Genomic DNA, 15185 nt, shown 5'->3' on the forward strand with positions numbered 1-15185 from the left:
CCGATTCGAGTGGTTGGCATGAGGATGCGACGTACGAATCCTCATTCGCCTGCGGTGAAGGCTTTACGCAGGTGCGCGCGCGAACCGGATAATCATTCGGCGATGAGTTTCAGGCCTGCGGGCAGTGCCTCGCCGAAAACACGCACCGAATCGGCTTCGTCGAACGCCACAGCCTCACGGACCATCTGAGCCCATCTTGGCGGGGCATGGACGGCTTCGAGCCGCCGCGCGACGGTTTCACGAATCGGTGCAGGCAAATCGCGAGAACGATCGCCCGTGACGCGCGATATCTGCACGGCGGCGAACACCGCGGGCTCTACCTTTTTCCAGTCGAGCGCCAGAATCGCGTCGAGCCAGCGCGTGGCAACTTCGGCCGGCACGACGCCATGTGCGCTGCCGTAGAACGGGCGGCGCGTGCCAATTCGCCCGATGGCCCACCATTGCTGCTGATTTTCGGTAGGCTTGGGTAGCCGGGCCAACAAGCGTTCCGCCATCTCGATCTTGCGCTCGACCGGCACGCGTTCCAGCGACGCCGAAAGCAGCGTCATGTCGGCATAGCCCACCTTGGCCGGATCAAAAGGCATTTTCCGCCGCTTGATGTTGGAAGGCTCGAGGAATGCCATCGCATCCAGCAATTGGATTTGTGCCGCCTCACCGAGCCCGCCCGCCGCACGCCGCCACATCGTCCACCACTCGGACCAAATGCGCCCGTCGTTCACATACTGAATGCCATCATCGAACAGTGACCACAGCTGCTCGACGCGCCACTCGTCGAGCGGGTAGCCGAATCCCGGACGGATACAGTAGCCCGCCAGGTTGAGCCATATGCGCTCATGGTCCACGGATCGGCGCCTGCGACGCGCGCGCTCCCACAACGCACCGAACATGTCGCGAAGCAAGCCACTTTCCCAGCTATCGCGCGGGCCGAGAAGCTCCTCGAGTTGGGAGCGCAGTCGCTTCATCTCTCTCGGGTCGATGCCGGCCGAGCGGGTGCCAAATGTCCGATCAATGAGAGCGATTGCCCTATCGAGTGAGGGATGTTGTCGCGCGGCATCGGAGGTTATCCCCGCATCGGGATCCCCGGCTCGCAGCTGAAACTCCAGCAGCCATCGCTGCGAAGGGTCATCGATCGAAATGCAATGCATTTCCAGCGTGCCGACTTCCGTCAGCGACGTAGCAAGCTTGACCGGTGTTTCTTGCGATCCGCGCGCATCCTGCGGCTGCACGACCGTCGCGATGGGCGGCAGTCGAACGAATTCGTCCAACGCGAGATCGACGAGTTGCCCCTGCCGATAAACGGTCTCCGCTGCCGTCGAAACCAAATGGAAGCGCACAGGGTGCCCGAGACGCAGCGCAAATTTGCGATCTTCGAGATGCACTTCCCGACCTTCCTCCGTCCCGCGCGGCAGCACACACACGCCGCGCTGCGCTTGCTGGTCCGTTTGCCGATCCTCATCGAGGACGAGCATGTAGCTGCGTGGCGCGCCGCCCCCGATACGCGGAGCCCGTCCGCCGCGCGCCAGTCCATAAGCCACAGCCCCGCGCGCCACGGCCACATCCGGATGATCGTTGCGCAGCACGTGCATCGGCTCGGTGCGCCATGCGGCCAGCGTGTCGGCCAGACGGTCGGTCAGCACTTTGCTGCGGAAAACGCCCCCGTTGAGCAAGAGCGTATCGGGCATCGGTGAATCGCCCCCTGCGTGCTCCGACGCGCTCACTGCTTCGCGCGATGGCCCGGCGAAGCGATTCACAAATGCTGCAATATGTCGCGTGATTGCCGGGTCCGTCGCATAAGGCAACCCGAACTCCACAATCGCACCACGTGAGCGGCGTGGCAGTTCGTCAGCAGCCACGCTCGGGAAAAAGCCCTCAACGACGATCTGCTCGACCTCCTGCCTCGTGAGCTGTGTCGTGCGCGCGCCCCCGACGAGGCTCGCTCCCGCACCGAGCAGTGTGATCGCGATCGATTCGCGCGCTTCGTCGCTGAGTAATTGCTCCTTTGCCGCACGGCACCGCTCAACGAGCTGCGACAGGCTTGCCGCCGAAAGACGCGTTTGCTCACCGGCAATCCTCGTTTCGGCGAGGCGGGCGAGCGCCAGATCCATGTTGTCGCCACCGAGCATCAAGTGATTGCCGACGCCGATGCGGGTCAATTGCGGTTGCCCGTCCTCGTCGAAGTGCACTTTGATCAGCGTGAGATCGGTGGTTCCGCCTCCCACGTCGCAGATCAGCACGAGCCGCGTTTCGGCGAGTTCAGTGCGAAGCGTCGTGCGATGACGAAACAGCCAATCGTAGAACGCCGCCTGGGGTTCTTCGAGCAAGCGCAGCGTCGGCAGCTTCGCCATGCGCGCGGCTTGGAGCGTCAGCGCGCGCGCGCCCTCGTCGAAGGAGGCGGGCACGGTCAGCACCACGTCCTGCTCTTCGAGCGGTGCGTGTGCAAATCGGTGGTTCCACGCATCGCGCACGTGGGCCAGATAGCTCGCACTGGCCACGACGGGCGACACTTTGCCGACTTGATCGTCAGCCCCCCACGGCAAAATCGGCGCGAGTCGATCCACCGATCCATGGGAGAGCCAGCTTTTTGCGCTGGTCACGAGTCGGCCGGGAACCTGCGCGCCCAACGCCCGAGCGAATTGACCGATCACAGCGGACGGCGGATTGGCATCGGCAACGGTACCGTCCCAGGGCAACCGCAGGTCGCCCGGGTCGAGTTCCCCCAGCGCAGGGTGATAGCGCACGGACGGCAAAAGCGGGCGCGCGTTCGCCTCCCCCGCGCTTACGAGCTGATCGACATCGAAGACCTGGATATCGTCGGAACCCGCTTCGACGTAAGCGAGAACCGTGTTGCTGGTACCGAGGTCAATGCCAACCGTGTACTGCTTCATGGATCAGCCGCCGACTGTACCGCGCACGTCAAACTCGACTTTCCAGCGCTCGTTGGTGCCGCGTGGAATGGCTTCCAGCTCCAACGTGCCCGCCTCCGTCACCCTTGCATGTAGCTTCACAGGCACGACTTCGCCAGCCATGCGCCCTTCCTGCGGCAACGTGGCCTGGATCTCCTCGAGCTCCTGCAATTCGTCGGGCGACCACACATCGAGCAACGTGCCGACCTGATCGAGGCGACGCACCGACGAGCCGAAAAAGCGGAAATGCACGGGCTCGCCCACGACGAGGCCGAATTCCTGTGCCGGCAACTCAGCCTCCGTACCTTCTTCCATGCCGAAGGGCGCCACGCACAATGCCTGTACGGGCGGCTCGATACCGGGTACAGCAGGCATCGCGGATTCAACTGCGACGTAGTAGGCGCGTGCCGTGCCGCCGCGAATCCTTACCCCCTTTCCACGCTTGACATAACCGTAATACGCCGCGCCACGCGCAACGGCAAGATCGAGATCGGCGCCCGCCAGCAAGCGCGCAGGTGCTGCCCCCTCGGCGGCAAGCCAGCCGTTCAGCGTCCCGAGCAACCGCTCGACGAGCAACGGCGATTTGAATACGCCCCCGTTGAACAGAACCGCTGTCGGCCGCAAGAAGCTGGCGCCCTCGCCCTGCGTTTGCTGCAAGCCGTCCAGCTCGGCCAGCGCTGCAACTTGGCGGCTCAAGAACGCGGCAAGGTGCCGCGTGATACCGGCATCCTGAGCGTACGGCAGGCCAAGCTGAGTCAGACCGGCTCTTGGACGGTGGACCGGACGTGCCGAGGCCTCGACCTGCGGAAAAAACCCCTCGAGCAGCGTTTGCGTCAGTTCAGCGCGAGTCAGCTCAGTGCGGATCGAGCCGCCAATGAGCTTCGAGCCGCGGCTCGGGACGACGAGCGGCACGACGTCCGCATCGGTCGAGCTGAGCAGCGTCTCCTTGGCCGACCGGCAAGCATAGGTAAGTGCCCGCAATTGCCACGCATCGATCTGGGTACCCTGCGCGGCCAGCTTGCGCGCGACGATATGAGCAAGCGCCAAGTCCATGTTGTCGCCGCCGAGCAGGATATGATCGCCCACCGCAACGCGATGCAACTCCAGGTTGCCCTCACGTTCGACGACGGCAATGAGCGACAAGTCGGTGGTGCCTCCGCCCACATCCACGACGAGGATGACGTCGCCCACGCGCACTTGTTTGCGCCATGCACCATCGCTTTTCTGAATCCAGCTGTAGAGCGCCGCTTGCGGTTCCTCGAGCAGGGTCATGCGCCCGTAGCCGGCCGCCTCGGCGGCCTCGGCCGTCAATTCGCGCGCGGCCGGATCGAACGATGCGGGAATGGTGACGGTGATGTCCTGTTCGATGAATGGTGCATCGGGATGTGCATAGTCCCAAGCTTCGCGCAGGTGCGCGAGATAGCGCATCGAGCTTTCGAGGGGTGAAACACGCGTGACTTCCGGGGGGGCATCGCTCGGCAGAATGCCCGCGCGACGATCCACACCGGGATGACACAACCAACTCTTCGCGCTCGAGACAAGGCGAATGGGCGTTCCTGCCCCTCGGCTGCGGGCCATTTCCCCTACGACGAAATCGCGGGTGGATGTCCACGGCAGCGTCAGGTCACCCGGCGCGAATTCACTTTCGTGCGGGACATAAAGAAACGACGGCAGCAGTTCGAGTTCCTCGATTGCGCCTGCCGCAGTCAGTTGCGAGATGGACAAAACGCCGTGACGCGTCTTTTCGCCGTCGCTCGCGGACAAATCCACATAGGACAGCGCAGAGTGCGTCGTGCCCAGATCGATTCCGATCGAATAACGTGCCTCGCTCATAGCTCCACCTCCGCGGGTGCGATGACTGTCGCATCATGACTGCCAGTCAATTTCGGAAGGTGTACGTCTTCCACTCTCCAGCCTCGATGGCTGATGCTGCCGGAAAACGGCGGCTTGCCGACGACATTGCCGGTCAGGCGAATGGCCTTCGCGTCGAAACCTTCAGAGAGCGTCACTCGGCTGCCTTCGGCTTCCTCTCGCACCGGGCGAATAGTGAAGTGTTCGCGTAGCGCCGAACGGCAGCCCTCGTGCACGAGCCGCGCGGCAGCGCCGATATCCGTATCGGAATAGCCGGCAATGTCTTCTTCGACGAAGTCGATGAAGCGCGCTTGGCGCTGAAGCAGTCCGAGCAGTTGCAATGCCGATTCCGAGCTGGCTTCCTTGATAGACGGCGCGGCCGGAACCGGGGGCTGCGGTGCTGCGTAAGGGGCAGCGGGGGCGGCGGACACCGCTTCGTGCCCTGCCTCGCGTAACCGCAGGACGCTCGCGGCAAACTCGCTATCGCCGAGAATGGAGAAAAAGCTGCCGACAGCAAGCGAGAGTCGGCTGAAGAAAGATAGTTTTTTGTCGTACATGAGCAATGGCTCCTATGAGCACGCTTGAACGTCAACAGGAAATGGTTTGTTCTCGACGCTTCGCGTCGATCGTGAAATAGGGTGCAGACGCCCGTACGCGCGATGAGCGCGCGGTTGTGTCGCAACACAACCGATATTGTGCCTGCGCGCACGCTTGTCTGATCGGATCGCCCCTATGCGGTCTTCGTCGTCAACGCCCGGTTTTATCGAGAACCGGCTGACGATCATTGCACCGGGCGACGGCGGATCCATTCGGCGAACGCCTCATCCTCGATGCGGTATTCGCCGAAGGCCAGTCGCGTGACCACGTTGTCGGCCCGCAATCGCCGAAGAGCGTGCGCCACAGTATTTTTCGTTGCCGATTTATGCAGCATCGCAGACAGCTTGGCAAGAACGGCCAATCCATGCATGTCGGCTTCCCCACGCGCCAGCAGTGCAAGCACGGCCTGGTCTGCGGGATTCAGCTCCGACCACTGCTTGAAAAAATGCTCGTCCGAGAAGACGGTAGCCTTCGTATGGGCCAACGCGCCCTGCGCACCCTGTAGCTGGTAAAGCATGTACCGCTCGATAAACCTTTTGAAGAACTCCGGCGTGCGGTGCAGTTCGTCGAAAGCATGTTTCGCTGCCTCGAACGTCAGCACGTGCTTGGCCATACTGTTCATGATGTCGACGGTGAATGCGACAAACTCTTCACCGAGCAACGGGAATGGTTCCAAGGGCGCCCAGTTGTAGAACGGCTCCGACGCACGTGCGAACATTTCTCGCAACGTCGTCTCGGAGCTGCCAGCGAAAATAACCTTGATTCGGTCCTTGCGGATGTCGAGTGCCGCTCGAAGTGCATGCGCGAAATCGTTGTGGTCAGCCCGCGCCAGCACCTGCGCCTCGTCGATCACGAGAAGCAGCGGCTTTTTCTGCCGGTCGAGCTGCCTGAGCACCTCACGAAGGGCGTCCGCCGTGCCGGTGTTGGGCTGGGCGAGTTCGGCCTCGAATGAACCTTCCGCGCCACCCGGTATCTTCGCCGTAGCTCTCAGCGTCCTGACTGGCCTGCGAAGCTTTTCGAGCACCGCATTAACCCCCTGCGGCTCCAGCGCATCGGTCAGCGCCGAGATCAATGCGGACTCAGGAGCCGAGCGGATGTCCCACAGGTTGGTGTAGGCGACGAAATATCCGCGGGCGACGGCCGCCGGCATCAAGTCGCGCTGCAGGAACTCCGTTTTGCCCATGCGGCGGCGTGCGAACAAACCGCGAGCCGACGACAACTTCAGCTCGAACGCATTCAGATAAGCATCCGCCAGCTCGGGACGAGGAAAGTGCCAAGGGTCCGGCCCACGCGTATCAAAAGGTTTCACCTATTTCGATAATTCTCAAGGTTACCGATACTCGATGATACCTGCGTGGGCCTCCAGGGTAAACCGTAGGTGCCTCCAATGACCGGAGACCGTTCCGCCTACTTGGTATCGTCCTTCACCTGAGGCAGCGCGGACGACTCACTCGGCGTCAGCAACCCGACCTGCGAGTAAATGCGCAGCTTGTCGCGCGTATCGGTGATGTCGAGATTGCGCATGGTGAGCTGGCCAATGCGATCACGCGGCGAGAAAGTCGACGCGACTTTTTCCATCGAAAGGCGCTCGGGCTGATAAGTCAGATTCGGCGATTTCGTGCTCAGGATGGAATAGTCGTTGCCACGGCGCAGCTCGATCGTCACTTCGCCCGTAATCGCACGCGCCACCCAACGCTGAGCCGTCTCGCGCAGCATGATCGCCTGCGAGTCGAACCAGCGGCCCTGATACAGCAGCCGGCCTAGGCGGCGGCCGTTCTCGCGATATTGCTCGATCGTGTCTTCGTTGTGGATGCCCGTAACGAGACGTTCATAGGCGATGTGCAGCAACGCGAGCCCTGGCGCTTCATAAATGCCGCGGCTCTTTGCCTCTATGATCCGGTTTTCGATCTGGTCGCTCATTCCGAGGCCATGACGCCCGCCGATCCGATTCGCCTCGAGCATCAGTTCCACCGCATCCGAATAGGCGACGCCGTTGAGCGCGGTAGGACGGCCTTCTTCGAAACGGACTGTCACCTCTTCTTTCGCGATCTGGACGTCGTCGCGCCAAAACGCAACGCCCATGATCGGATTCACGATCTTGATCCCACTTTCGAGGCTCTCGAGATCCTTCGCTTCGTGCGTAGCGCCAAGCAGGTTCGAATCAGTCGAGTAAGCCTTCTCCGCCGACATCTTGTACTCGAAGCCCGACTGGCGCATGAACTCAGACATTTCGGCGCGCCCGCCCAGTTCATCGATGAACGTCTGATCGAGCCAGGGCTTGTAGATCTTCAGATCCGGGTTCACAAGCAGGCCGTATCGATAGAACCGCTCGATGTCGTTGCCTTTGTATGTGCTGCCATCGCCCCAGATGTTGACCCCGTCCTCCTTCATCGCGGCGACCAGCATCGTTCCCGTCACGGCACGACCGATCGGCGTCGTATTGAAGTACGTGACACCGGCCGTCGAAATATGGAAAGCGCCGCATTGCAATGCAGCGATGCCCTCGGCGACGAGCTGGGCTCGGCAGTCGATCAACCGCGCGCCTTCAGCGCCATACTCGATCGCGCGCTTCGGGATTTGGTCATAGTCATCCTCGTCCGGCTGCCCCAGATTCGCCGTGTAGGCATAGGGTACGGCCCCCTTAATCCGCATCCAGTGAAGCGCGGCGCTGGTGTCCAGGCCACCGGAGAATGCGATGCCGACCTTTTGCCCGGCCGGGAGACTTTCGAGAATCGTGGTCATGAGGAAACCGCTGAATTTGAGGTCTTGAAGAAACTGTGAAGGATATACGAATATCGGCTTCAGGCGGCAAGCCACGCCCCTCTCCCTGTTGGCAGCAGCGCGAATCGGAGATTCGCCTCGCGGTGCCGAAGGGCAATACAGTATACAAATTCATACCAATTCTTGCGGCCAGCTACTTGCCACAGCCTCGCCCAAAGAGCGCGATCGACGTGCGTTGCCGGCGGCACAGGCTCCCGCTGCCTCGTGGACAGAGCGCGTCTGCCGGCAAACCTTCATGCCGCTTTATCGTTGGTGTGGGGCCGGCCGTAATGCATGCTGTACGAGCTGAACAGCGGATGACGTGGCTCCTCCGCCATGCATATGCGCCGATTCAGCACGCTGGATGGCTCGACATGTCCGGCAAGACGTGCGCGCGTCCTCAGGTACAACGACGATGTGCTTGCTCGCCCCGTCGATGTCGAACCATCAAAGTATGGCCTATAACATCGAAGCAAAACATGCGCTCAAAAACCGCCATCAAGCTCGATTCCGTCAATTGCAAACGTTTTCACGGTGCAAAAGAAAAATTGATAAGAATTCACTTAACAATAATTATGAATACGAAAAACCAGATCCGCCTCGATATGCGTTAACACTTTTTTGCAATCGATCGCCCTACACTCACTCGATCAAAGCAATCGCCTGAGTTCCGCGGAAGGCTCCAGCAACGATAGCCAAACGTTAATGTCACATTCTCTTATTACTTTCTGTTCGATCGGCCACTCATAATTTAATGAGATAGTGGCGCATTCCGCCAAAACACGAATCGCTGCCGCCATCTACAGCATTCTGTACTTTTGGCACGGTACAGTTGGTTCCAATGATTAGAGGAGCTCTAATGTTCAAGGTGACAAAGGCCGTCTTTCCGGTCGCGGGGCTGGGCACGCGATTTCTGCCTGCCACCAAGGCGAGCCCGAAGGAAATGCTGCCGATCGTTGACAAGCCGCTCATCCAGTATGCAGTGGAAGAAGCCATCGCAGCTGGGATTACCGAAATGATCTTTGTCACGGGCCGGAGCAAACGGGCCATCGAAGATCACTTCGACAAGTCATATGAGATCGAAGCCGAACTTGAGGCACGAGGTAAGGACAAGCTTCTCGAACTCGTTCGCACGATCAAGCCGAGCCACGTCGATTGCTTCTATGTGCGTCAAGCCGAAGCACTCGGCCTGGGACACGCAGTTCTGTGCGCAGAAAAGCTGGTTGGCGAAAACCCATTCGCCGTCATTCTTGCGGACGATCTTCTGCATGGCGAACCGCCCGTCATGCAGCAAATGATCGAGGTATTTGATCACTACCATAGCTCCGTCGTCGGCATCGAAGAGGTGCCGCGGGACGCCACTCGCTCATACGGGATTGTTGCGGGGAAAAACTGGAGTGATTCAATGATCAAGATGTCCGGCATCGTGGAGAAGCCGGCTCCCGAAGCCGCACCGTCCAATCTTGGTGTCGTTGGGCGATACATATTGAAGCCACGAATCTTTCGCCATTTGCGCGCGTTGCAACCCGGCCAAGGGGGCGAAATTCAATTGACCGATGCAATTCAGTCACTTCTCTCCGACGAACAGGTGCTAGCTTACAAATACGACGGCAAGCGCTATGATTGCGGGAGCAAATTAGGCTATCTAAAGGCAACGATTGAATTCGGTGTACGGCATCCAGAAGTTGGAATCGATTTCAGCACCTACTTACAAGAATATATGTTTGAGGAACAGTCTTCCTTGCGCTCATTCATTAGCGCCGCAATGACCTGAACATCGGGGAGCAAACTAACCGATTGACTGCCACTGGGACGAAACCCCTCGCGAAACGACCTATAGCGGGCGCAGGACATCACAAATGACCATGATGGATAAGGTCTACACAGTACGAAAACAAAAATGCAATGCAATTTGCAGACTGGGGAAGGACAAATGGAGTGCACCGTTGAACTTAGCCGCGCTCACGTATTAGCCACAAGATCGATGCCTCGGCCGCGCATGGTTCGGGTCATTGGTTTAGCTTTATCCAACGGTTTTGCGCTTCCCGCTGCCGCCACCATCGTAGAGGTATTTCAGGCGGCCAATGCGGCGGTCAACCGTCCGGGAAAGAGCGACCAACTCGCTTACGAAGTCTGTCTTCTTTCCGCCGCAGGCGGCCGCGTGGCAAGTTCGTCATCGGTCTCGGTGTGGACAGAAAGTGTGGAGACTTACCGGAACAACGACAAATTCCATGCAATTTTTGTCGTGGGAGCCGTCGCCGGCACCAATGGACTGCGAGACGAACGGCTCGTCACGTGGTTACGCCGCGCCTACCCCACCAGCGAACTCGTTTTTCCGGTCGGCGAGGGGCGCATGCTGCTCGAGGCGGCGGGGTTTGGACACGCGCTCAGTGATTGGCGCGCCAGGGTGCCTTCGACCATTCAATCCGTGAATGCGTTGCCCAACGCCACGGATACCCTCGAATCGCTGCAAACGGCGCTTGCCGTTGTCACGGAAGATTTTGGCGAGGAAGTCGCTCATCAGATTTCCAACTGGGTTGCGCCTCCGCCTCCCACACAATTCAGCTCGATCGTCCGCAAAAACGCCTCTGTTTGCGTGAGCGAAAAGATCCGCGAATCCGCTCGTTGGATTCAAGCCAACGGCGACCGCCCGATCTCCATCGACGATGCGGCACAAGTTGCGGCGATGAGCGAGCGCAATTTTTTGCGGCGCTTCAAGATGGAAATCGGCGTGACACCGTCCGACTATTTGCTCTATGTGAGGCTTGACATGTGCTGCCGTCTCCTCGTCGAGACCGATTTGCCGATCGACAAGATCGCGCGCCGGTGTGGCATCGGCAGCGGTGGGCGCCTGTCGAAGTTGTTCCGCAAGCATCTGACGATCACCCCTACCGAATACCGCTCGCAAAACAGGCTGACCGAAAGGTAAGCCAAGCTTTCCTGGCTTTGCGAATTTGTCGGTTTCCCTCATTCGGCCCGCGCATTGCCGGCGGGTTTCTTTTTTACTTTCCGGTAATCGGAAAGACAACGCCAAAACACAGTCACAATGAAAGTCACCATCGTCGGAACAGGCTACGTCGGACTTGTGACCGGGGCATGCCTAGCTGAGTTGGGTAACGATGTCTTTTGCCTCGATGTCGATCAAACAAAGATCGATCAACTCAACAGAGGCGTCGTGCCGATCTATGAACCCGGCTTATCGGACATCATTGAGCGCAATCGCAGCGCAGGACGGCTGATCTTCTCCACCGATGTTCCGCGGGCCGTCGAGCACGGCGATATCCAATTTATTGCGGTGGGCACACCGCCGGAAGAGGACGGCTCCGCAGACTTGCAGTATGTACTCGCCGCGGCGCGCAGTATCGGTGCGCATATGACGCAGTTTAAAGTCATCGTCGACAAATCGACGGTGCCGGTGGGTACAGCGGACAAGGTGCGAACGGTCATCGAAAATGAGCTTGCCACCCGGGGCGTCGATGCGCAATTCGCGGTCATTTCGAATCCAGAGTTTCTCAAAGAAGGCGCAGCAGTCGAAGACTTTATGCGTCCTGACCGTATCGTGATTGGGTGCGACGACGACGTGCCCGGGCTGCGGGCAAAGAGCCTGATCGAGCAGCTCTATGCCCCCTTCAATCGCAACCATCAGCGCACTTTTTTCATGGATGTGCGTTCCGCTGAGTTCACGAAGTACGCAGCGAACGCTATGCTGGCGACGCGAATCTCGTTTATCAACGAACTGGCCAACCTCGCGGATCGCGTGGGTGCGGATATTGAGAATGTTCGGCGTGGCATCGGCTCAGACCCGAGAATCGGATATAGCTTCCTGTATGCCGGGTGCGGCTACGGGGGCTCATGCTTTCCCAAAGATGTACGTGCTTTGATGCACACCGCCCAGGAGCACGGCATGGAATTGAACGTTCTCGCTTCAGTCGAGTTCGTCAATGACACCCAAAGACGTGTTCTCTTTGAGAAGATCGAACAGCATTTCAATGGGGATCTTTCTGGTCGGCATTTCGCGATCTGGGGCCTCGCGTTTAAGCCGAATACGGACGACATGCGTCAGGCAGCGAGTCGCACGCTGATCGAGAACTTGCTGAAGGCGGGCGCGTCAGTGAGCGTGTACGACCCCGTGGCGCTCGACGAGGCGCGCCGCTGTCTCGCACAGGATGTCGGGGCTGATGCCTTTGCGCACATTCAGTTTTGCACTGAACCCTATCTCGCGCTGCAGAACGCCGATGCACTTGCGATCGTCACTGAATGGAAAGAATTTCGAAGCCCGGATTTCGAACAGATGAAATCCGCGTTGCGTGACATGGTGATATTTGACGGGCGGAACTTGTACGATCCGGCCACGATGAAGAACGGGGGATGGACCTACAATACGATCGGGCGCAATGCCGTCTAAAAGTAAGCGCCGTGGGGCCTGAAATCAGGCCTCACGCGAAAAGCAATATGCCCATCAATGCTAGCACCCAAAGCGGCATCGATACTAATCGATACACCTGGCAACATTCTGTCTGAAAAAGCCCAGCGAAGTATTTTACTTTTCCCGCTGCTAGCGCCATTAGGTTTAGCCGCGCCTCGTGTTACGGACACAAGGCGACCGATGCCGCTCGCGCCCCTCAGTGACCGGTGCTGATTTCATACCGAGCCATTTTGCACGCGAATTGGAAGCGCGCAAGCGCATTTAAAACTCCCAGTCAAAAGCGACGTCTGCTCTGACACGCCACCAACGGCGCCAGTGGCGCATCGATGACGAAGGCATTTAGATTGCAAAAGAAACAACTTCAGCCATCGCCAATGGCCATTGCGGTTTCGCTTGCCATGTCATCCCTGCTCTCGCAGGCTCATGCAGCGGACCCTGCATTAAACGCGTTAGGCCAATCGGGAGGGCTGGTCATTCCGTACGGCTATACGCTGCCTGAAGGCGTTTCGGAGGCGCAATACAACTCATTCCTTGATCCGCGCTATGGAAAAAGCGCGACGACGGCACAAACCTATTGGGGCGCCGTCGGGCTTTTACCTTTCGTCGAGGTAGCGGGTGGCTTGGCGAACTATCCGGGCAATGTGCATGCGCCCTTTGTCGGCGCCGACCATGCAATCTTTCGACACTTGATGGGCGACGCCAAAGTCGAGATACCGAAGCTCTTTACCTATCAGCCGGCTATCGCATTGGGAGTCACTGACGTGGGTGGACAAACCCACTTCTTTCGCTCGACGTACGGGGTTGTGTCGCAGTCGATCGGGCCCGCCACTTTCACCGTCGGCTATGGGCACGGGGATCGGCTTAACGGTGCGTTCGGCGGAGCTCAATTAGCTCTTTGGCACACTGGCATATCACTGCTTGCGGAACATGACTCGGCAACACCTTACGTAGGTGTCCGGTATCAGTCCCCCGGCATCAAATGGCTTGCCGATGCCAGCGTCGTTGGCACCGTCATGCGCTCGGTCAAAAGAACCAACGGCGTATTGCCTCGGGCATCGGTTTCGATTGGCATCCAGATCCCGCTTGGCAAACGCTTCAGCCCCGAGCGGTGCACAACCGGGCTTTGCAGCGATGACGCCCCCATGCAGCAGCAGCCAACGAGCGAAAGCGAAAGCAGCGAGCATTTGAACGATCCAATAGTGCCTGCTCCCTTGGCGTCGCCCCCCGTGCAACAGGTATCGGCAAAAGAAACGTCTTCCGCTTCTTCGGGCGCACGAATGCCAGCCGTGACTAGCCCCTGGGTGCCGGCACACCTGCAAACCATCGCCGAGAAGCTCTTTGCTGCGGGTCTTGAGCGAGTACGCGTCGGGGTAGCAGGCCACGACCTTATCGTCGAATACGAAAACCACCGATACAACCAAAACGAAGCCGATGCACTGGGCATTGTTCTCGGTGTGGCCAGCGTCGAGGCGCCGGTTGACGTCGAGCGCATCCACGCTGTGGTCAAAAAGGACAATCAACCCTTAGCCGAAATCACCGTCGATCGCAGTGCCTACGCCGCGTTCGTAGCGGACGGCTCGCGCGGCACGGCTAGCGTGGCGCTCACCATGCGCACGCGTCCGACCTTCGACGCGGACTCCATCGAGTGGATAGGCAACGAGCACTCGCACAGCTGGGTTCGCCTGCAGGTCGCCCCGGCCGTGAACTATGTGTATGGCACCGAGTACGGTGTCTTCGATACGTCGCTTGGCGCCGCATTCACGGCGTATGCGCCGCTATGGCGCGGAGCCGAACTGTTCTCGACGTATATCGCGCCGGTCTACAACACGAAGAATCTCGACAACGGCCGCGTGTTCAGTCAGTACCGGCTTCGTGGGGGACTATCGGATGCGGGATTGGCCCAAACGTTTTGGATCGCTCCGAGCGTTCTCAACGTAGCGTCCCTTGGCAAATTCGACTACCAGTATCTCGGTGCCGAAAATGAAACGACGTTGTTCGTGCCCGGCCGACCTGACATGGTGCGTCTGCGCCTGGCGTACCTGCATCACGAGCCGGGTAAGGACGTGCTGCCCTCCATATCGAATGCGATGCTGACCTATCGATGGGTCCAGCCGGCATGGAAGCTTTGGGTTGAAGCAGGCGTCGCACGCTACGTCGACAACGACAAGGGGCCGCTCGTCACCGTCACGCGCTGGTTCGACGACGTTTCTGTCAGCCTCCACGCCGAGCACAGTGGTCGCGGCAGCTTCGTGGGCGCGACGATCACCTTCCCGCTCACGCCACGACAAGGCATGAAGCCAGGCCTCGCCGAAATAGAAGGCGTTCAACAATTCGGGCTTGATTTCCGCACCCGTGTCGGCTCGACCAATTACATCAGCTCCTATGCGGCTGAGAACCTCGATTTCGCCTACAGCACGCAAATGAACTTGCTGAATAGCGGGCGCTTTAGCGCCGATTACTTTACGAGCCAGTTGTATCGAATGCGCGACGCCTACCAGCGTTATGCCGAGCCAGCAGGCGATGCGACCACGCAGCACCGCGAAGCAGGCAAGCCCAAACTTTCGAGTAATTCCGCGTACGGATTAAAACTGTGTCAACGCGATGCCACGCAAATCTTAACGGTCCCTTGCATGTAACTCCTATGGAGA

At 59.4% G+C, this 15185-nt stretch carries 9 protein-coding genes; 4 read left to right on the forward strand and 5 right to left on the reverse strand.

Annotated elements, in window-relative coordinates; translation table 11 throughout:
• Positions 1-92 precede the first annotated feature (92 nt).
• From VL598_RS14585 to argG, 5 genes are all read right to left on the reverse strand, one after another.
• Positions 93-2885: an Hsp70 family protein gene (locus VL598_RS14585; protein ID WP_325327441.1), complete on the reverse strand. Its 2793-nt coding sequence runs from the start codon at positions 2883-2885 to the stop codon at positions 93-95.
• 3 nt (positions 2886-2888) lie between these two features.
• Positions 2889-4736 (reverse strand): Hsp70 family protein, encoded by a 1848-nt coding sequence (locus tag VL598_RS14590; protein WP_325327442.1) that lies wholly within the window; start codon positions 4734-4736, stop codon positions 2889-2891.
• Positions 4733-5311, reverse strand: coding sequence for a DUF2760 domain-containing protein (locus VL598_RS14595; protein WP_325327443.1), 579 nt, complete (start codon positions 5309-5311; stop codon positions 4733-4735). Before VL598_RS14595 ends, VL598_RS14590 begins: the two co-directional genes overlap by 4 nt.
• A 224-nt stretch (positions 5312-5535) precedes the next feature.
• On the reverse strand, positions 5536-6660 hold the full coding sequence (locus tag VL598_RS14600; RefSeq protein WP_325327444.1) for a hypothetical protein: 1125 nt from the start codon (positions 6658-6660) through the stop codon (positions 5536-5538).
• 98 nt (positions 6661-6758) lie between these two features.
• On the reverse strand, positions 6759-8093 hold the full coding sequence (gene argG / locus VL598_RS14605; RefSeq protein WP_325327445.1) for an argininosuccinate synthase: 1335 nt from the start codon (positions 8091-8093) through the stop codon (positions 6759-6761).
• An 877-nt stretch (positions 8094-8970) separates the two neighbouring features.
• Between argG and galU the strand changes: the two genes are divergently transcribed.
• From galU to VL598_RS14625, 4 genes are all read left to right on the forward strand, one after another.
• Positions 8971-9885 carry a UTP--glucose-1-phosphate uridylyltransferase GalU gene (gene galU, locus VL598_RS14610; RefSeq protein WP_325327446.1) on the forward strand — a complete coding sequence of 305 codons (915 nt, stop codon included), beginning with the start codon at positions 8971-8973 and terminating at the stop codon, positions 9883-9885.
• Positions 9886-10044: 159 nt separating this feature from the next.
• Positions 10045-11040: a helix-turn-helix domain-containing protein gene (locus VL598_RS14615; RefSeq protein ID WP_414718725.1), complete on the forward strand. Its 996-nt coding sequence runs from the start codon at positions 10045-10047 to the stop codon at positions 11038-11040.
• 117 nt (positions 11041-11157) lie between these two features.
• Positions 11158-12516 carry a UDP-glucose/GDP-mannose dehydrogenase family protein gene (locus VL598_RS14620; RefSeq protein WP_325327448.1) on the forward strand — a complete coding sequence of 453 codons (1359 nt, stop codon included), beginning with the start codon at positions 11158-11160 and terminating at the stop codon, positions 12514-12516.
• Positions 12517-12881: 365 nt separating this feature from the next.
• On the forward strand, positions 12882-15173 hold the full coding sequence (locus tag VL598_RS14625) for a YjbH domain-containing protein (RefSeq protein ID WP_325327449.1): 2292 nt from the start codon (positions 12882-12884) through the stop codon (positions 15171-15173).
• Positions 15174-15185: the final 12 nt, after the last annotated feature.

It is taken from the genome of Trinickia sp. (genome assembly GCF_035492435.1).
GTDB lineage: Bacteria > Pseudomonadota > Gammaproteobacteria > Burkholderiales > Burkholderiaceae > Trinickia.

Coding starts and splice junctions, on each gene's coding strand:
- galU (WP_325327446.1), top strand. CDS start 8,971: ATGTTCAAGGTGACAAAGGCCGTCTTTCCGGTCGCGGGGCTGGGCACG.
- VL598_RS14595 (WP_325327443.1), bottom strand. CDS start 5,311: ATGTACGACAAAAAACTATCTTTCTTCAGCCGACTCTCGCTTGCTGTC.
- VL598_RS14590 (WP_325327442.1), bottom strand. CDS start 4,736: ATGAGCGAGGCACGTTATTCGATCGGAATCGATCTGGGCACGACGCAC.
- argG (WP_325327445.1), bottom strand. CDS start 8,093: ATGACCACGATTCTCGAAAGTCTCCCGGCCGGGCAAAAGGTCGGCATC.
- VL598_RS14615 (WP_414718725.1), top strand. CDS start 10,045: ATGGAGTGCACCGTTGAACTTAGCCGCGCTCACGTATTAGCCACAAGA.
- VL598_RS14585 (WP_325327441.1), bottom strand. CDS start 2,885: ATGAAGCAGTACACGGTTGGCATTGACCTCGGTACCAGCAACACGGTT.
- VL598_RS14620 (WP_325327448.1), top strand. CDS start 11,158: ATGAAAGTCACCATCGTCGGAACAGGCTACGTCGGACTTGTGACCGGG.